Origin of the sequence: Streptomyces sp. NPDC008121 (genome assembly GCF_042957155.1) — a bacterium.
Taxonomy (GTDB): Bacteria; Actinomycetota; Actinomycetes; order Streptomycetales; family Streptomycetaceae; genus Streptomyces.
Window position 1 is genome coordinate 528316 of sequence record NZ_JBIBHT010000001.1, and the last position, 17405, is coordinate 545720.

Consider the following 17405-nt stretch of genomic DNA (forward strand, 5'->3'; position numbering starts at 1 on the left):
GGCGGCCCGGGGGCCACCGGCGGCCGCCTTCCGCCGACGGTCCCCCTCGGCGGAATCGGTCCGTCCAACTCCGAGCCGGTGCCATGTTCATGATTTGTTGACACTTCACCGGACGGCTCCGTAGCACGGCTCCCGCACTGGTGGGAACCGGGTCCCTCCGCCTCGCACGGCCCCCGCCCCCACCCCGCCGACGTACGTTTCCGCAGGTCAGCCCGCGAATTCGCAAAATGGGCGGCCGACCCGGGCAAAAAACGTCCCGGACGGTACTTTCACCTCGTACTGATGTGCCATGCAGGCACTCGGGTGCGGGTGATGACGAGTATCGAGGGGGCGTGGCGTCACATGTCGTCAAGCGAGGTACGCGCGGCGGCGCCGGGCGAGGGCGCGTGCATGCAGACGTTCATGGACGAGATCTTCCGGACGTTCCGGCGGCCGGAGCAGCGCCGTTGGGCCCAGGCGTATCTGTGGGCCCTGCTCCACGTATCGGGCAAGAAGACACCCCGCCGCATGGCCCTGGCGAAGCCCTTACCCCCGGCCGCGGCACACGGCCTCCAGCAGTTCATCAACGGCAGTCCCTGGGACTGGACTCCGGTGCGCCGCCGGCTCGCCGGCCGGGTGGCCGCGCGGACGACGCCGCACGCCTGGACCGTCGCCGAACTCCTCATCCCCAAGCGCGGCGAGCACTCGGTGGGCGTGCACCGGCGCGTCGACACCCGCACCGGACGCACCGTCAACTGCCAGCGCGCCCTGGTCTTCTTCCTCGCCTCGGGCACCGAGTGCTACCCGGTGGGCTGGAGCCTCGTGCTCGACGGTACGTGGGACTCGGACCGGGAGCGCATGCGCCGTGCGCGCATCCCTGGGTCCGAGGCCGGGCGCATCCCCGCCGACCATGTCACCGGGTACGCCGCCGAGGTGGCGGCGCAGCCGCGACTCCCGCGCGTGCCCTGGGTGCTCGACCTCACCCGGTGCGACCAGGCGGCCGGGGTCCTGGCGGGCCTCGCCCGGCAGCGGGCCGAGGTGGTGTGCGAGGTCCCCCCGGACCATCCGGTGCTCCCCACCGGGCCGGCCACGCCCGCCGTGACCACCGTGAGCGCGCTCATGGAGGTGCGGCACGCCCGGCAGACCCACGTCCTGCTCCGGCAGTCCCCCGACGGTCGCGCCCGGGCCGTACCGGTCCACACCTACGCGGGCACGGTGACCGCTCCCCGACCCGCACCCGGCGACGACGGGGGCGCGCGCCCGTACCGCGTCCTGGAGCGGCCCGACCCGGACGGCCGGCAGCCGCCCCGGTACTGGCTCACCACGCTCACCGACCACCGGGTGGAGGAGGTCCTCCGGCTGGCCCGCAGCCACACCGCGGCGCTCTCGGCCGTGGCCGCGCTGCGTCAGCGGTTCGGCGTCCTCGACTTCGAGGGCCGTTCCTTTCCCGGCTGGCACCACCACATGACCATGGCCTCGGCCGCCTACGTCTACCAGTGCCTCTTCCGCGCTCCCGGAGGAGCCGCCGCACCGCCGGGAGCGCCGCACCGCGTCCCGGCCGCCGCGCTCGCCGGCGCCTCCCACGGAGGGGAAGCCGCGGGGAAGGGGTGCGGCAGATGAGGAAGGTGCTCGTGGTGGAGCGGGATGCCTCCGCCGCGGCGGCCATGGTGGCGGATCTCCGGCGACAGGGATTCGGCGCCCGCAGTGTCTCCACAGGGGAGCGGGCTCTGCGGGTGTACGGCGAAGCGGATCTGGTGCTGTTCTCCCTGGAACTTTCCGATATCGACGGGCTCGAATTGTGTCGCTCCCTGCGCAAGGGCGGAGAGACGGCGCTGATAGCGGTCACCGATTCCGACGCCGAACTGGAGCGGGTCCTCGCTCTCCACGCGGGCGCGGACGACTGTGTGATGAAATCCTGGGGATCGCGGGAGATCGGGGCCCGTATCGAAGCGGTGCTGCGCCGCGTCCACCCCCGGCAGGCCCTTCCGGCCGTCATTTCCCTGCGCCATCTCCATATCGATCCGCATCTGCGGGAGGTGCGGCTGCACAACCGGCTCGTCGGTGTCACGTCGAAGGAATTCGAGCTGCTCTACACTCTGGCCGCCACTCCGGAAACGGTGGTGACGCGCAAAGAGCTGATGGCGCGGGTCTGGGGAAGCGACTGGGGGCACCACAGCCGCACGATCGACACCCATGTGAGCAGCCTCCGGGCGAAGCTCGGTGCCGGGAGCTGGATCATCACGGTCCGGGGCGTCGGCTACCGCCTGGGGTACGCCTGGCGGATGGCGGAGACGTCCGCCGGCTGAGCGGACCGTGACGCGGGCCCCGGAAGACGCGTGCGACCACGCTCCCGGGGCCTCGCCGTCAGGCCGTCGCGCCCTCCAGCCGGCGCAGCAGCGGATGGTGCGCCTCGCCGTCCTCCCCCACTGCCCGTCGCGCCCACCAGGCCGACGCCAGGTTCGAGGTCAGCAGCGTGCGGTGCGGGTCCTGCCGGGCCAGCTCGGTGAGGGCGGCGAGCGTGCCCATGCCCGTACCCGTGAAGAGCAGGACCGTGTCGGAGGGCAGTTCCCGCTCCCGTATCCGCCGCAGGATCGCGCCGGTCGTCACCGCGTACGGGTCGTAGCGCACGTCCCCGCCCGGGCTCGCGGCCGGTTGCGGCGGGACGGTCACCACCCCGTCGACCGTGAGCCCGGCCCGCTCCCAGAAGGCGCGGGAGGTGTCGGTGAGCCACGGCTCGTACGGGGAGACGAGCGTCAGGCGGGTGGCCCCGAGCGCCTCGCAGGCCGCGAGGATCGCCTGCGTGGAGGACTGCACGGGAGAGCCGGCGCGGGCGGAGAGCTCGTCGCAGAAGGCCCGGTCGCCCGCCGGCTCCAGGAGGTAGTGCGAGGCGCTGCAGGCCACGACCATGGCGTCCAGGCGCAGCGCTCCGAAGCTGCCGAGCAGCTCGGGGAGCACCTCGTTGTACGTCTCCAGCATCGCCCGGAGGCCGGCCCCCGGTGTCACCGGGAAACGGGAGGTGTACACGTTCATTCCGGCGCCCACCAGGTGATTGAACTCGGGTTCCGCCGTGGGGTTCTCCGGCGGCACGACGACCCCTAGCCGGGGCAGCGAGAAGAGATCCATGACAGCACGGTAGGGCGGGCTTCATGGCAACGGGCTCTTTGCGTACGTGATTTGGCACGCCCGCACACCACCCTTGCACTCCTTTTCCTTCCTGACATTCCTTGACACTCCGCAACACAGCCCTGACACGGCAGGCATTGCCCTCGCCGTCCGGGCACCGAAGGATATGAGTCAGCGAATGCGGGACCGTGCCTACGCGGCTCGATCGCAGACCTTTTCGGAGTGAGGAGACCAGGAAATGGCAGCAGGGGAACCGGAGAAACTGGAGAGGCCACCCCGGATATCCGACGCGACGCTGCGGGACTCCGCGCACATGGCGGGGGTCGAGTTCGGGCCCGGGGACGCCGCCGCCATCGCGGATCTGCTGGTGCGCACGGGCGTCGAGCTGGTCGAGGTGGGCATGGTCTCGGGACCGGACTCCAAGGACGCCGATCTCGTCCTCGCCGCCCACGAGGCGGTCACGCCCGAGCGCAGCATGACCCTGGTCGTCGTGCGCGACCGGCGCCAGGTCGCCCGTGCGCTGGACGAGGCCGAGCGCCTGGGCGTGCGGCACGTCATGTACTCCATCCCCACCTCCGAGCAGCACGCGCAGCTGAAGCTCGACTCGGCGAGCCCGAAGTTCCTCCAGACGTTGGCGCGTTCGGCGATCCAGCAGGCCAAGGAGCGCGGCTTCCACGTCACGTTCAGCGGCGAGGACGGTGCCCGTACGCCCCGGGAGCGGCTCGTCCCCTATGTGGAGGCCGGGTTCGCGGCCGGGGCCGACCGGTTCCGGCTCGCGGAGACGGTCGCGTACCTCTCGCCCTGGCAGATGGAGGAGGTGATCGCGGACATCACCGCGATCGACGGCTCCGAGATCGAGATCCACTCCCACAACATGCTGGGCATGGCCGTCGCCAACTCCCTGGCCGCCGTCCGGGCGGGCGCCCAGTGGATCTCCGCGACCGTCGGCGGCATCGGTGAGCGCGGCGGCAACGCCCCACTGGCCGAGCTGCTCACCTCGCTGCGCGTCATCCACGGCGACACCCGCTTCGACCTCACCCACCTCACCGAGCTGTCCCGGATCGCCCTCAGGGGCGCCGGCCTCGGGGAGGCCTTCCAGTCCGGGCCGACCACCCCGCACGCCTTCGCCTACGAGCTGCCGGGCCAGCTGAGCCACCCGCAGGCGTACGAGACGCTTCCGGCCGAACTCGTCGGCAACAGGCGAGAGTTGCGCGTCCGTGGTCGTCTCACCACCGCCCTGGTCCGCTGGGCCCTGGCCGACTCGGGCCCGGAGGTCGACGTCGACGCCTTCACGCTCTGGCTGGCCGAGCGGCAGGAGCGGGACGGCCGCCCGCTGCTCGACCGGGACACGATCCGCAGGGCCGTCGTCGATTTCCGCCCCGTCCCCGCCTGACCCCTCCCACCCCCCTTACGGAGTTCACGATGTCCACCGCCACCCTGACCGGCGTATGCCCCGAGTGCGAGACCGACCTGACCGTCCCCCCGGTCACCCAGGGCGAGACCCTCTCCTGCCCCGAGTGCATCCTGACCCTCCGCGTCGAGGCCGTCGAGGACGGCCGGCTGACGCTGGAGATGGTCGAGGTGCAGCTGCGCGACTGGGGCCAGTGACATGGGCGCTCTCCGTCCCGTCGCGGTCGTCGCGGACCGGATCGCCTGGGAGGAACGCCTGCTCATCGAGGCGGCCCCGGCCTTCGGCCTCCGTCTCGACTGGGTCAACGACGAATCCCTCTCCCTCGGCCACCCGGACGCCCCGGCCATCAAGGGGTACGACACCCTGCTGATCCGCAGCCGCAGCTACACCCGCGGCGGGCTGATCGCCACCCTCGCCGAGGCGGCCGGCGTCCCCACGCTGAACACCGCCCGGGCCATCCACGCCTGCGAGAACAAGGCCGCCCTGCGCGCCCTGCTCCGGACGGCGGGCGTGCCGGTGCCGGACCACCGGCTGGTGCTCTCCCGCAAGGACTTCGACAAGGCCCTCGCCGACCTCCCGCTGCCCCTCGTCCTCAAGCCCGTGTTCGGCGGGATGGGCAAGCGGGTCACGCTGATCCGGCACGCCGACACCGCGCACTCCGTGTACGACTACATCGAGGACCTGGCCCACGCCTTCGAGCAGGCCAGTGTGGTCGAGCCGTACCTCGGCGGCAGCTCGGTGCGGTGCCTCGTCGTCGGGCGGGAGCTGATCGGCGCCGCGGAGTTCGAGAGCGGCGGCGGCGACTGGCGCAACAACGCCGCCCTCGGCAACAAGAACCGCCCGGTCGCCCACGACCCCGAGGTCGTCAAGATCGTCGACGGGGTGGTGGACGTGCTCGGCCCCGGGATCTACGGAATCGACCTCTTCGCCACCCCCGACGGCTACGTCGTCAACGAGGTCAACCACGCCCCCGGCTTCCGTGCCGTGGCCTCCGCCACCGGAGCGGACATCCCCTCGGCCATCGCCCGTCATGTGCAGGAGCTCTTCGCATGATCCGTGCAGGAGTCGTCGGCGCCTCCGGGCTCGCCGGCGGCGAACTCATCCGCCTCATCACCCAGCACCCCGACCTGGAACTGACCTTCCTGGGCGGCTCCTCCCACATCGGCCGCCGCCCCTCCGAGCTCCACCCCGGCCTCCGCTTCGACCAGGGCCTGACCGTGCGGCCGGTCACCGAGGAGGTCGTGGACGAGGTCGACGTCCTCTTCCTGGCCACCCCGGCACCGGTCTCGGCCGAACTGGCCGCGCTCCTCGCGGACCGCGTCCCGGCCATCGTCGACCTCAGCGGAGCCTTCCGCATCCGTACGCCGGAACTGCACGACCGCTGGTACCCGAAGGTCCGGCGCCGCACCGAGCTCGCGGACCGCTTCGTCTACGGCGTACCGGAGCTGATCGGCGACCGGCTGGCGGACGCCGCGCTCATCTCGCTGCCCGGCTGCTACGCCACCGCGATCACCCTGGGCCTGGCCCCGCTCACCCTCGGACTCGGGCTCGACCTGAAGACGGTGGTCGTGGACGGCAAGAGCGGGTCAAGCGGCGGCGGCATCCACCTGCGCACCTCCGACCTGCACCCCTTCCGGGCCGGGGCCATCGCCCCGTACTCCCCGACCGGGCACCGGCACGCCGCCGAGGTCGCCGACTTCCTGGAGCGGAGCAAGCCCGGCACCATCGGGAACCTGTCCATGTCGGCGTACGGCGTCCCCAACGTCCGCGGACTGCTGACCAGTTCGTACGTGTTCACCGACGGGAAGGTGGACCAGCGCGAGCTGACCCGGGCCTATCTGCGCTTCTACAAGGGGCACCCGTTCGTCCGGGTGCGGCGGCACGACGAGACGCTGATCCCGGTGCCCGACCCGCAGGCCGTCCTCGGCTCCAACTACGCGGACGTCACGGCCCTGCTCGACGAGGAGGGCGGCCGGATCGTCGTGCTCGCCGCGCTCGACAACCTCGTCAAGGGCGCCGCGGGCCAGGCCGTACAGGTGACGAACCTGCGGTTCGGCCTGCCGGAGGAGACGGGGCTGACGCAGCAGCCGGTGATGCCGGCATGAGCGCGGACCACACCGTCCCTACGGTGGTGAAGCTCGGCGGCAGCTGCCTCGACGACCTCGAAGCCGGCTGGTGGGACGACCTGGCCCGCCACGGCCGGGACCGCCCGCTGGTCCTCGTCCACGGCTGGTCCAAGCCCCTCAGGAGGCTCGACGCCCGCTACGGCGAGCCGTCGGCGATCCTGCGCGACCGGTACGGCAACCAGAGCCGGTGGACCACGCCCGAGGTCATCGACGACATCAAGACCGTCAGCGCCGTGCTGGCCGAGGACGTCCTCGCCCGGCTGGAGAGCCGGGGCGTCACCGCCGAGCGGCTGCTCGGCAGTGACGGGCTGGTCAGCGCGGGCGAGGGCGAGCGGTGGTGGTGGCGGGAGAAGCAGCTCGTCGAGCTGGAGAACCTCGTCGGCCCGATCACCGGCGTCGACCCGGCCCCGCTCAAGAACCTCCAGCCGGGTCACGCCTACCTCGTCACCCCGCTCGCCCGGAACGCCGCGGGCCAGGAGGTCAACACCGACGCCGACCGGGCGGCCGCCGCGATCGCCGGGGCCACCGGCGCCCGGGACCTGGTCCTCGTCACGGACGTCGGCCACCTGCTGATCGACGGAGAGCCGGTACGCCGGATCGGCGCCCGCGACGCGGCCGCCTTCCGCGACAAGGGCGCCAAGGGCGGCATGCGCAAGAAGCTGCGGGCGGCGGGCGAGGCCCTGGACCACGGCGTCGAGCGGGTCGTCATCGGCAGCGCCGCCGTGACGGAGCTGCTGGCCGGCTCCACCGGCACGCTCGTCACCGGGGCCCCCGCCCCCGGGACGGGAGCGGGCGCATGACGCGGTCCCGCGTGCTGGTCGTCGACAACGGCACCCTCTCGCTCCGGCAACTCCGCTCCCGTTTCGAGGAGTTGGGATCGGACACCGAGGCCGTCGACGCCTCGTCCGTACCCGCCCGGGTGGACGGCCGCTACCAGGCGATCGTGCTGAGCGGCACCAAGGTGCGCGCCTACGACAGCGCCTTCTACAAGCCCCTGATCGACCTGGTCACCACCACGGACGTGCCGGTCTTCGGCATCTGCGGCGGGATGCAGATCCTCGCCGTCGCGGCCGGCGGACGTCTCGCCGAGGGCCCGCAGCGGGTCGGCGGCTACGAGGTGCGGGTCGACACGGAGGAGCCGCTCTTCAGCCATGTGAAGTCGACCGTCACCGTCTTCCACCGGCACACCCTCTACCTCCAGGAGGCCCCGCCGGGCTACCGCTCGATCGGACGCTCCGAGCACGCGCCCGTGGAGTTCCTGCGCTCGGACGACGGCCGCGTCCACGGCGCCCAGGCCCACCTGGAGTTCCGCAAGGACGGCCTGGAGATCCTGCGGGGCTTCGCGCAGCTCTACCAGTGACCCGACCCGCACCGACACACCCGCCTCACGCACCTGACAGAACAGGGATCTCACCATGAGCGCACCGGAAGAACCGCAGGACCCCGCCCTCACCGTCCATCTCCACGGCAGCGGCGGCTCCCTCAAGGGATGGGTGGTCGTCGACACGCTCGTCGACGGTCTGGCGATGGGCGGCACCCGGATGACCACCGGGGTGACCGAGGAGGAGGTCGCGGGCCTGGCCCGGGACATGACCGAGAAGTTCACCCTGGCGGGGCTCCGCATCGGCGGCGCCAAGGCCGGGATCGTCGCCGACGGAGGCGACCGCGAGGAGACCTTCCGCACCTTCGGCCGCACGGTGAAGCCGCTCCTGCACGGCGGCATCCACCTCGGCATCGACATGGGCGTCACCCCCGCCGACCGGGCCGTCTTCTTCGAGGAGGCCAAGTACGACCCCCGTTACCGCCTCGGCGCCCCCGACATGCCGATCGACTGGCGCACGTACTACGAGCCCCTGATCGACGCCACCGGCCACGGGGTCGGGGTGGCCGCGATCACCGCCCTGGAGGCGAGCGGCCGCACCGGTCCCGCCCGGGTCGTGGTGCAGGGGTTCGGCGCGGTGGGCCGGGCGGTGGCGCGGTTCCTGGAGGACCGCGGGCACACCGTCGTGGGCATCGCCGACATCCAGGGCACGATCAGCGCGGACCGGTTGCCGGTCGCCGACCTGGTCGCGGTCACCGACCGGTTCGGGGCCATCGACCGCGGCCGGCTGCCGCAGGGCGTGCAGCTCTCCGGCGAGCCGGACGCCTGGCTGGACGTCGAGGCGGACATCCTGATCCTGGCGGCGCAGAAGTACGCGCTGACCGCCGAGAACACCCACCGCCTGCGGGCCGGCCTGGTGGTGGAGGGCGCCAACCTCGCCTCCAGCGCGGCGGCGAAGGAGAAGGTCGCCGCCTCCGGGGCCCGGCTGGTCCCCGGCGTGATCGCCAACATCGGCGGCGCCGCCTCGGCGGCCCTTGCCGTCACCCGGGTCGTCCCGTTCGACCTGCCGGTCGAGGCGCGCAAGGCGTGGGTCTTCGACTGGGTCGGCGACCGGGTCCGGCAGAACACCCGGGATCTGCTGGAGATCGCGGCCTCACGGGCGGGCGACCCGCTGCCCGAGCTGCTCGCGGTCCGTCGCGAGGAGCGCGGATGAGCACGGCGGCGACGGAGCGGCCGGCCCCTGCCGCGGCGGCCGTTCCCGAACGGCGCGCCGCCGAGTACCGCCGCCGGGGCTGGTGGCGGGACGAGACCTTCCTCGACGACCTGCACCGACAGGCCCGCCTGCGTCCGCGCCGGCTGGCCATCGCCGGCCGACGCGTCGCGGAGTCCCGTACCGACACCCTCGACTACGCCGAACTGAACCGGCTCACGGACCGGTTCGCCCTCGCGCTGCTCGAACTGGGGCTGCAGCGGGGAGACTTCGTCGCCGTACAGCTTCCCAACCGGTGGGAGATGGTGCCGCTGATCTTCGCCTCGATCCGGGTCGGCGCGGTCATCATCCCGATCTCGCCGATCTGCACGGAGGAGGAGCTGCGCCACCGGCTCGGCCTCACCGAGGCGCGGGTGTGCATCACCCTTCCCGAGTGGTCGGGCACCCCGCTGGCGGAGATCACCACCCGTCTGCGGGATGAACTGCCCTCGCTGCGCCATGTGGTGGTGGTGGACGGTCCGCCGCCCGAGGGCGCGCTCCCCTTCCACGAGCACTTCGTGGCCGAGGAACGGGAGGAGCGGGAGGGCGCCGCCGCACGGCTGGACGGTCTGGCACTCGGCGCGGACGATCCTTTCGTGGTGCTGTTCACCTCCGGCACCACCGGCTTGTCCAAGGGCGTCCTGCACAGCCAGAACACGGTGCACTCCGCCGTACGCGGGTACGTCGACGCGTTCGGGGCGGGTGACGACTGGGTGGCCGCGGTCTCCACCCCCCTCGTCCACTACTCGGGGTTCGCGCAGGGTGTCCTGGCCGGGGTCATGCTGGGCGGCACCGTCGCCTTCCAGGACGTCCGTCGCAACGAGGCGCTGCTCGACCTGGTGGAGCGGTACGGCGCGACCCTGCTGTACGGGCCGCCCGCCACCCTCGCCGACGTGGCCGCCTCCCAGCGGGCCGAACGGCGGGACACCCGCACGCTGCGGCACGTGGTGATCGGCTCGGCTCCGGTCCTGCGGGAGCTGGCCGACGAGGTCCACGAGACGCTCGGCGCCCGCGCCCACTCGCTGTGGGGCATGTCGGAGAACGGTCCCGTGACCACCACCCGGCCCGAGGACCCCGAGGGGTGGGCGGCGCGGAGCAACGGCAGCGCGATCGACGCCATGGAGACCCGGATCGAGGGCTCGGGGGCGTACGGGAGCGAGGGCGCGGTGGGCCGGCTCAAGGTGCGCGGCGCGTCGCTCGCGCTCGGGTACCACCGGCGCCCCGAGGCGTTCGCGGCCGAGCTGGACGAGGACGGCTGGTTCAACACCGGCGACCTCGCCCGGGACGACGGCCGGGGTGGGATCCGCATCATCGGCCGGGCCCGGGACGCGGTCCTGCGGGACGGGCAGGTGGCGCCGATGACGGAGCTGGAGGCGGTGATCGGCGGCCACCCGAAGGCGGTCGAGGCCGCGTTGGTGGGTCTTGATCCCACGACCGGGAGCGGATCCGGGCAGGTGCTCGTCGCCGTCGTGGTCCCCCGCGACGGCGACGGCCCGACGCTCGACGAGGTCCGGGCCCGGGTCACGGAGGCGGGCCACGACGCCCGCTTCCTGCCGGACCGGGTGGAGCTCGTCCCCGCCCTCCCCAAGACCCTGACGGGCAAGGTCCGCAAGGCGGAGCTACGGGAGCGGTACGCCACGTGATCCCCCGCCTGACCCCTTCCCCGCCCCTCACACCGAGCGCTGGAGCCGTCGCCATGTCCGAACCCACACCGGTCGTCATGTCGGCGACCCTTGCCGCCGACGAGGCCCTGGCACGACGGCGCCGGTCCGGGGAGCGGGTCCTGTCGATGGCCGCAGGGGAGATCGGCCTGCCCGTCCTCCCCGCGCTCAGGGACCGGCTCGCGGCGGCGGCCGGCGAGAACGCGTACGGTCCCGTCGCCGGGAGCCCCGCCCTGCGGACCGCCGTCGCCGGGTACTGGGAGCGGCGCGGCCTGGCCGTCGATCCGGGGCTCGTCGTCGCGGGCCCGGGCAGCAAGTCGCTGCTGTACGCCCTGCTGTTGGCCATCGGCGGAGACGTGGTCGTGCCGGTGCCGAGCTGGGTGAGTTACGCGGCCCAGGCCCGGCTGGCCGGGGGGCGGGCCCTGCCCGTACCGGTCCTGCCGGGGCAGGGCGGGGTGCCGGACCCGGACCGGCTGCGCGCGGCGGTCGCCGACGCGCGGGCCGCCGGGCGGCACCCACGGGCCGTGGTCGTGACCGTTCCGGACAACCCGACCGGCACGGTCGCCTCGGCCGCCACCGTACGACGGCTGGCCGAGGCGGCCCGCGAACTGGACCTGGTCATCGTCTCCGACGAGATCTACTGCGACCTGGTCTACGACAGTTCGGAACCGGCCGTCTCCCCGGCGCTGCACGCACCCGAGCGGACCGTGGTCACCACCGGGCTGACCAAGAACCTCGCGCTCGGCGGCTGGCGTACGGGGGTGGCCCGGCTGCCGGACAGCGAGCCGGGGCGCGCCCTGCACGCCCGGCTTCTCGCGGTCGCCAGCCAGATCTGGTCCAGCCCGCCCGCGCCGGTGCAGACGGCGGCCGCGTACGCGTTCGGGGAGCCGCCGGAGGTCACCGAGCGCGTCGCGGCGAGCCGGCGGCTGCACGAGACGGTGGTGCGCGCGGTCGCCGCCCGCTTCACCGCCGTGGGCGCGGAGCTGGCCCCCGTCGCCGCGACCTGCTACCTCTACCCGGACTTCGAGCCCCTGCGGGAGCGGCTGGCCGCCGCGCACGACGTGCACGACGGCGACGGGCTGGCGGCGCTGCTCTCCGAGCGGTACGGGGTCGGCGTCCTGCCCGCGAGCGCGTTCGGGGAGACCGGTCGCCCCCTGCGCATCCGTGCGGCGACCAGCCACTTCTACGGCGACACCGACGAGCGGCGCACGGCGGCGCTGGAGGCGGCGGACCCGCTTGCCCTGCCGTGGATACGGGAGTCGGTCGACCGGGTCGGCGAGGTGCTGGCCGACCTCACGGGCGTCGCGATGCCCTCCGTGCTCGTCCCGCACCCCTGATCCGCCCGACCCCGGCCCGCGTCGCACGTACCCGAACGCCCCCGCACCCACACGCACGCACGCATGCACCCACTCACGCACAGAGGAGTCGTCGCCATGTCCCACCCGCACCTCCCGGTCCTCTTCGAGGCCCTCTACCACGGCGAACGCCATGTCGGATTCGGCCGCCCCGAGGACGGCGCGCGGCAGACGCTCTACCGGGTGGAGGACGGCCGGGTCGCCGCCGCCTTCATCGCCACCGACGGCTCGGAGGAGGCCCTGCGGGCGGCCCTCACCGAGGGCGCGGAAACCGTCGCCGTCGCCGCCGGGGACCCGGAGCTCCGGCTGCTGCCGCCCCTCCTTCCGCAGGCCACGGGCCACGCCCTGCTGAGCGGCTTCATGGGCACGCACAAGAAGAAGTGGGGCGGTGAGACCGCTCCGGAGGAGGGCGAGTTCACTCCGCCCAAGTGGTTCTTCAAGGGCTTCGGCGACTGGGTGCGCCTGCCCGGTGAGGACCTGAACGTACCCGCGCGCCCGGTCGCCCTCATCGAGGAGCCGGAGGTCGCCCTCGTCTACGTCAACGACGCCGAGGGCACCCCGCACTACGCCGGCTACACCTTCGGCAACGACCTGTGCGACATCGGGCTGCACCGCCAGGACCCGGGCTACAACCCGTACTGCAAGCTGTGCGACACCGCCCTCACGCCGTGGCTCTTCCTCGGTCCGCCGCCGCGCACGGTGACCGGCCGAGTCACCATCGTCCGGGACGGAGCGACGGCCTGGGAGGGCCCGTTCGACTGCGGCGACGACGCCTTGTACTACCGGGTGCGGGACATGGCGGACCACCTCTTCACGTTCCCGGCGGTACGGCGGCCCGGGCTGGTCAACTACGTCCTCCTGGGCGCGGACGAGGCCAGCTTCCACGACGGGTTCCGGATCGCCGACGGCGACCGGATCGCCATCGACGTGAAGAGCCACGGGGTCGCCTTCGAGAACCGGGTGCGGTACGTCTCCCCGGTCCCGTCCACCACCCCGGCGGCCGCCCCGGCGCCCGGGACCGCCGGAGCGCCGGCGCCTGTCGCCACGGCATGAACACCTCGTGACAGAGGGCCGGTCGGCCTGTGCAGGTGCCACCCCGCGCAGGCACGATCGGAGAGTCGCCCACCCCCCACGTCACATCCACCGTCCCGCCGCGGGACTTCGCAGGAGGAGACCGCACCGTGCCCGCCCGTACCAGGAAACAGGTGCATCTCGCAGCGCAGCTGCCCGGCATCCACAACGTGACCGTCTGGTCGGACCCGCGCTCCGAGAGCCAGATATCCGTCGACTCCTTCATCCGGCTCGCGCAGACCGTCGAACGCGGGAAGTTCGACTTCTTCTTCCTCGCCGAAGGGCTGCGGCTGCGCGAGCACAAAGGGCAGGTCTACGACCTGGACATCGCGGGACGCCCGGAGAACCTGACCATGCTGAGCGCCCTGGCGGCCGTCACCACCCGGCTGGGCCTCGCCGCCACGGTCAACGCCACCTTCAACGAGCCGTACGAGGTGGCGCGCCGGTTCGCCACCCTGGACCGGCTCAGCGGCGGCCGGGCCGCCTGGAACGTGGTCACCAGCTACGACGCGTTCACCGGCGAGAACTTCCGGCGGGGCGGCTTCCTCCCCGAGGCGGACCGCTACACCCGGGCCGCCGAATTCCTCACCGCGGCGCGGACCTTGTGGGACAGCTGGTCGGGTGACGACCTGAAGGCCGACGCGGCCACGGGAGAGTTCACCGCCCCCGGGGCCGGCCGCTTCGCCCATCAGGGACGGCACTTCGACATCTCCGGCCGGTTCACCACCCCGCCCGGTCCGCAGGGCCATCCGGTGATCATCCAGTCCGGCGAGTCCGACGCGGGCCGGGAGTTCGCCGCGTCCGACGCCGAGGTCATCTTCAGCAAGCACAACCGGATCGACGTGGCCCGGGAGTTCTACCGGGACGTGAAGCGGCGCCTGGCGGCGTACGGCCGGCGCCCCGACGATCTGCTGATCCTCCCCACCGCCAACGCGGTCGTCGCGGACACCGACGAGGAGGCCGCCGCCTACGCGGAGGAGATCAGCCGCGAGCTGGTCGGCCCGCAGACCGCGATCGCCCACCTGGAGGCGGTCTGGGGCCGCGATCTGTCCGCCTACGACCCGGACGGGCCGCTGCCCGACATCGAGCCCGAGGACGAGGCCCACTTCCTGAAGGGGCACTCCGTCTTCCGCAAGGACCGGGCGGAGACGGCCCGGCGGTGGCGCAGGCTCGCCACGGAGCGGAACCTCTCCATCCGGGAGCTGGTCATCGAGGTCGGCGGGCGCCGGACGTTCGTCGGCAGCCCCCGGACGGTCGCCGACGCCATCGACGACTACGTGCAGACCGGGGGCGCCGACGGCTTCGTCCTCGTCCCCCACCTCACCCCGGGCGGTCTGGACGACTTCGTGGACCGGGTCGTGCCGATCCTCCAGGAGAAGGGCGTCCACCGCGACGACTACACCGGCACCACGCTCCGGGACCACCTGGGCCTGTCCGCCGCGCCCCGCCCCGCGAGCTGGGGCGGCCCCGGACAGCGTCTGCGCGACGGGCACGACGACAAGGAGACCTGCGCATGACCGGCACGACCCGCGCCACCGCCCCGACGGGCACCCCGGGCGCCCCGCTGCACCTGGCCGTCGCGCTCGACGGTGCGGGCTGGCACCCGGCGGCCTGGCGCGAGGAGGACGCCCGGCCCGGTGAACTGCTCGACGCCGCCTACTGGGCCGGCCTGGTCGCCGAGGCGGAGCGCGGCCTGATCGACTTCGTCACCTTCGAGGACGCCCTCGGCCTCCAGTCCGCCGCCTTCCACCTCCCCGACGACCGCACCGACCAGGTCCGGGGCAGCATCGACGCGGTGCTGCTCGCCGCCCATCTCGCCCCGCTCACCACGCGCATCGGCCTGGTCCCGACCACCAACGTCACCCACACCGAGCCGTTCCACCTGGCCATCGGCATCGCGACCCTCGACCACGTGAGCCGGGGACGGGCCGGCTGGCGCCCGCAGATCTCGTCCCGCGCGGCCGACGCCGCCCACGTCGGCCGCCGCACCACGCCCCGGCTCACCGAGGACGACGTGATCGACTCGGAGCGGATCTCCCGGCCCCTGCGCGCCCTCTTCGCGGAAGGCGCCGAGGTGGTGGAGGCGGCACGGCGGCTCTGGGACAGCTGGGAGGACGACGCGGAGATACGGGACGCGGCGACGGGCCGCTTCCTCGACCGCGACAAGGTCCACCCCATCGACTTCCGGGGCAGCGCGTTCAGCGTGAAGGGGCCGTCGATCACCCCACGCTCCCCCCAGGGGCAGCCGCCGGTGGTGAGCCTCGCGCACGCCACCACGCCGTACGAGTTCGCGGCGCTCGGCTCGGACGTCGTCGCCGTCACGCCGCACGACCGGGCGGGCGCGGCGGCGATCCTCACCCAGGTCGCCGAGGCGGTGCGGCGCACCGGCCGGGACGTGACGGAACGCCCGCTGCGGACCTTCGCGGACCTCGTCGTCTTCCTGGACGACGACCCGGGTGCGGCGGCCCGGCGCAAGGCCCGCCTGGACGAGGCGGCCGGAGCCGCGCTCGCCTCCGACGCCGAGATCTTCACCGGCACCCCCGCGGAACTGGCGGACCTGCTGCTCGACTGGCGCTCCACCGGCCTGGACGGCTTCCGCCTCCGCCCGGCCGCCCTCCCGCACGACCTCACGGCGATCACCCGGGGCCTGGTTCCGGAGCTGCAACGGCGCGGGGTGTACCGTACGGAGTACGCGTCCACCACGCTCCGCGGCCACCTGGGCCTGGAACGCCCCACCAGCCGCTACGCGAAGGCGGGCTGACCGGATTCTTCCGGCCCCCGCTCGCGCCGAGTCCCGGGGTCAGGGGCGGTCGGGCCGGAGGAGGACCGGGAGGCGGGTCAGGCGCCACTGGCCGGGCAGTTGCATGCGTTCCCGCCGTTCCAGTTCGGCCGGTTCCAGGGCGAGTCGGAGGTCCGGGTAGCGGTCGAACAGCGAGCCGAAGGCGATCTCCGCTTCGAGTCTGGCGAGGGAGGCGCCCAGGCAGTAGTGGATCCCGTGGCCGAAGCCGAGGTGGTTCTCGGCCTGGCCGGCGCGGTGCCGGTCCAGGTCGAGGCGGTCCGGATCGGTGTAGCGGCGGGGATCGAAGTTGGCCGAGACGAAGACGAGGAGCACGGCGTCACCGCGCGGAATCCGGGTCCCGGCGATCTCCAGGTCCTCGGCGGCGTAGCGCAGTCTGCTCGTCTGGACCGGCCCGCACCACCGCATCAGCTCGTGCACCGCGCCGGGCATGGCCTCGGGACGGGAGCGCAGTCGGGCGAGTTGGTCGGGGTGGGCGAGCAGGGCGGCGGTGCCGTTGCTGATGAGGTGGGCCGTCGTCTCGTGGCCGGCGAGGACCAGGGTCACCACGAAGGTGACCAACTCGATGTCGCTGATGCCGCCCTCGGACGCGTCCTGGCCCCGGATGAGTCCGCTGAGCAGGTCGTCGCCGAGGTCGGCACGGCGCTTCCCGATCAGCCGGTGGGTGTGCTCGATCATCGCGGGGAACGAGGTGGCGAGGCGTTCCGGCCGCATGGCGATCAGATCCTCGCCCCACTGCTGCCACTTGTCGCTGTCCGCCTCGGGGACGCCCACGAGGTTGCAGATGACCTGGATCGACAGCGGATAGGCGTAGTGCGCGAGCAGATCGGTCGCGCCGTCGGCGGTGTGCCGCGGCAGGGCGTCCAGCAGCCGGCCGGTGATCTCCTCGATCCGGGGCCGCATGTCCGTCACCCGGCGGGCCGTGAACTCCCGCAGCACCCGCTTGCGGAGCCTCGTGTGCTCGGGCGGGTCGGTGTCGAGCATCGACCCGAGGAGGTAGGGACGCAGCTCCTCGGGGATGGCGAGCATGTCCATCATCTTCAGGCGCGGGTCGTCACCCGTCGCACCGGGCACCGAGGCCGGGGTGTTGACCAGACGGCGGTCGTGCAGCAGCGTGCGGACGTCCTCGTGGCGCGTGACGAACCAGGCCGGTGTGCCGTCCAGGTACCGTCCGTGCACCACGGGTGCCTGCTCCCGCAGGCGTCCGTAGCCGGCGAACGGATCGGCCATCAGGTCCGGGTGCATGGCGTGCGGTTCGGCGTCGAGGTCGTTCTGCGGAACGGTGGGAGACGTGGACATGTGCTCGCTTCTC

The 17405-nt window shown here is 73.0% G+C and carries 16 protein-coding genes; 14 read left to right on the plus strand and 2 right to left on the minus strand.

The features are described 5' to 3' along the window. Positions 1–342: 342 nt before the first annotated feature. Together ACFZBD_RS02400 and ACFZBD_RS02405 are read left to right on the plus strand one after the other, a co-directional pair. Positions 343–1599 (plus strand): transposase, encoded by a 1257-nt coding sequence (locus tag ACFZBD_RS02400; RefSeq protein ID WP_391133976.1) that lies wholly within the window; start codon positions 343–345, stop codon positions 1597–1599. Further along, positions 1596–2285: a winged helix-turn-helix domain-containing protein gene (locus ACFZBD_RS02405; protein ID WP_391133979.1), complete on the plus strand. Its 690-nt coding sequence runs from the start codon at positions 1596–1598 to the stop codon at positions 2283–2285. The genes ACFZBD_RS02400 and ACFZBD_RS02405 overlap by 4 nt, the downstream gene beginning before the upstream one ends. Positions 2286–2343: 58 nt before the next feature. Here ACFZBD_RS02405 and ACFZBD_RS02410 read toward each other — a convergent pair whose 3' ends face one another. Further along, positions 2344–3102, minus strand: a complete 759-nt coding sequence (locus ACFZBD_RS02410; protein ID WP_391133982.1) for an arylmalonate decarboxylase — start codon at positions 3100–3102, stop codon at positions 2344–2346. Between the two features lie 238 nt (positions 3103–3340). On the opposite strand from ACFZBD_RS02410, the gene ACFZBD_RS02415 reads away from it, so the two are divergent. The 12 genes from ACFZBD_RS02415 (at position 3341) to ACFZBD_RS02470 (ending at position 16057) form a co-directional block, all read left to right on the plus strand. Beyond that, the gene (locus ACFZBD_RS02415) at positions 3341–4495 is read left to right on the plus strand and encodes an isopropylmalate synthase (protein WP_391133984.1); all 1155 of its coding nucleotides are present in this window, start codon (positions 3341–3343) and stop codon (positions 4493–4495) included. 29 nt (positions 4496–4524) lie between these two features. After that, entirely contained in the window at positions 4525–4710 is a 186-nt protein-coding gene (locus tag ACFZBD_RS02420; RefSeq protein WP_073816536.1) for a lysine biosynthesis protein LysW, read from the plus strand. A gap of 1 nt (position 4711) precedes the next feature. Then, positions 4712–5566: a RimK family alpha-L-glutamate ligase gene (locus tag ACFZBD_RS02425; protein WP_391133988.1), complete on the plus strand. Its 855-nt coding sequence runs from the start codon at positions 4712–4714 to the stop codon at positions 5564–5566. Beyond that, on the plus strand, positions 5563–6618 hold the full coding sequence (gene argC, locus ACFZBD_RS02430) for an N-acetyl-gamma-glutamyl-phosphate reductase (RefSeq protein WP_391133991.1): 1056 nt from the start codon (positions 5563–5565) through the stop codon (positions 6616–6618). Before ACFZBD_RS02425 ends, argC begins: the two co-directional genes overlap by 4 nt. Next, positions 6615–7439, plus strand: a complete 825-nt coding sequence (locus tag ACFZBD_RS02435) for an acetylglutamate kinase (protein ID WP_391133994.1) — start codon at positions 6615–6617, stop codon at positions 7437–7439. Before argC ends, ACFZBD_RS02435 begins: the two co-directional genes overlap by 4 nt. After that, positions 7436–7999, plus strand: coding sequence for a gamma-glutamyl-gamma-aminobutyrate hydrolase family protein (locus tag ACFZBD_RS02440; protein ID WP_391133997.1), 564 nt, complete (start codon positions 7436–7438; stop codon positions 7997–7999). The genes ACFZBD_RS02435 and ACFZBD_RS02440 overlap by 4 nt, the downstream gene beginning before the upstream one ends. 55 nt (positions 8000–8054) lie before the next feature. Next, complete coding sequence (locus ACFZBD_RS02445; protein ID WP_391134001.1) at positions 8055–9173, plus strand: Glu/Leu/Phe/Val dehydrogenase dimerization domain-containing protein; 1119 nt, start codon at positions 8055–8057, stop codon at positions 9171–9173. Continuing rightward, a complete protein-coding gene (locus ACFZBD_RS02450; RefSeq protein ID WP_391134004.1) occupies positions 9170–10852 on the plus strand; it encodes an AMP-binding protein in 1683 nt (560 codons plus the stop codon). The genes ACFZBD_RS02445 and ACFZBD_RS02450 overlap by 4 nt, the downstream gene beginning before the upstream one ends. A 53-nt stretch (positions 10853–10905) precedes the next feature. Continuing rightward, the gene (locus tag ACFZBD_RS02455; protein ID WP_391134007.1) at positions 10906–12207 is read left to right on the plus strand and encodes an aminotransferase class I/II-fold pyridoxal phosphate-dependent enzyme; all 1302 of its coding nucleotides are present in this window, start codon (positions 10906–10908) and stop codon (positions 12205–12207) included. Between the two features lie 96 nt (positions 12208–12303). Next, the gene (locus ACFZBD_RS02460) at positions 12304–13278 is read left to right on the plus strand and encodes a fumarylacetoacetate (FAA) hydrolase (RefSeq protein WP_391134010.1); all 975 of its coding nucleotides are present in this window, start codon (positions 12304–12306) and stop codon (positions 13276–13278) included. Positions 13279–13406: 128 nt separating this feature from the next. After that, positions 13407–14813 (plus strand): NtaA/DmoA family FMN-dependent monooxygenase, encoded by a 1407-nt coding sequence (locus ACFZBD_RS02465; protein WP_391134013.1) that lies wholly within the window; start codon positions 13407–13409, stop codon positions 14811–14813. Beyond that, positions 14810–16057 carry an LLM class flavin-dependent oxidoreductase gene (locus ACFZBD_RS02470; protein ID WP_391134016.1) on the plus strand — a complete coding sequence of 416 codons (1248 nt, stop codon included), beginning with the start codon at positions 14810–14812 and terminating at the stop codon, positions 16055–16057. Before ACFZBD_RS02465 ends, ACFZBD_RS02470 begins: the two co-directional genes overlap by 4 nt. A gap of 39 nt (positions 16058–16096) precedes the next feature. On the opposite strand, the gene ACFZBD_RS02475 is transcribed toward ACFZBD_RS02470, so the two are convergent. Then, positions 16097–17392 carry a cytochrome P450 gene (locus ACFZBD_RS02475; RefSeq protein ID WP_391134019.1) on the minus strand — a complete coding sequence of 432 codons (1296 nt, stop codon included), beginning with the start codon at positions 17390–17392 and terminating at the stop codon, positions 16097–16099. Positions 17393–17405 lie beyond the last annotated feature (13 nt).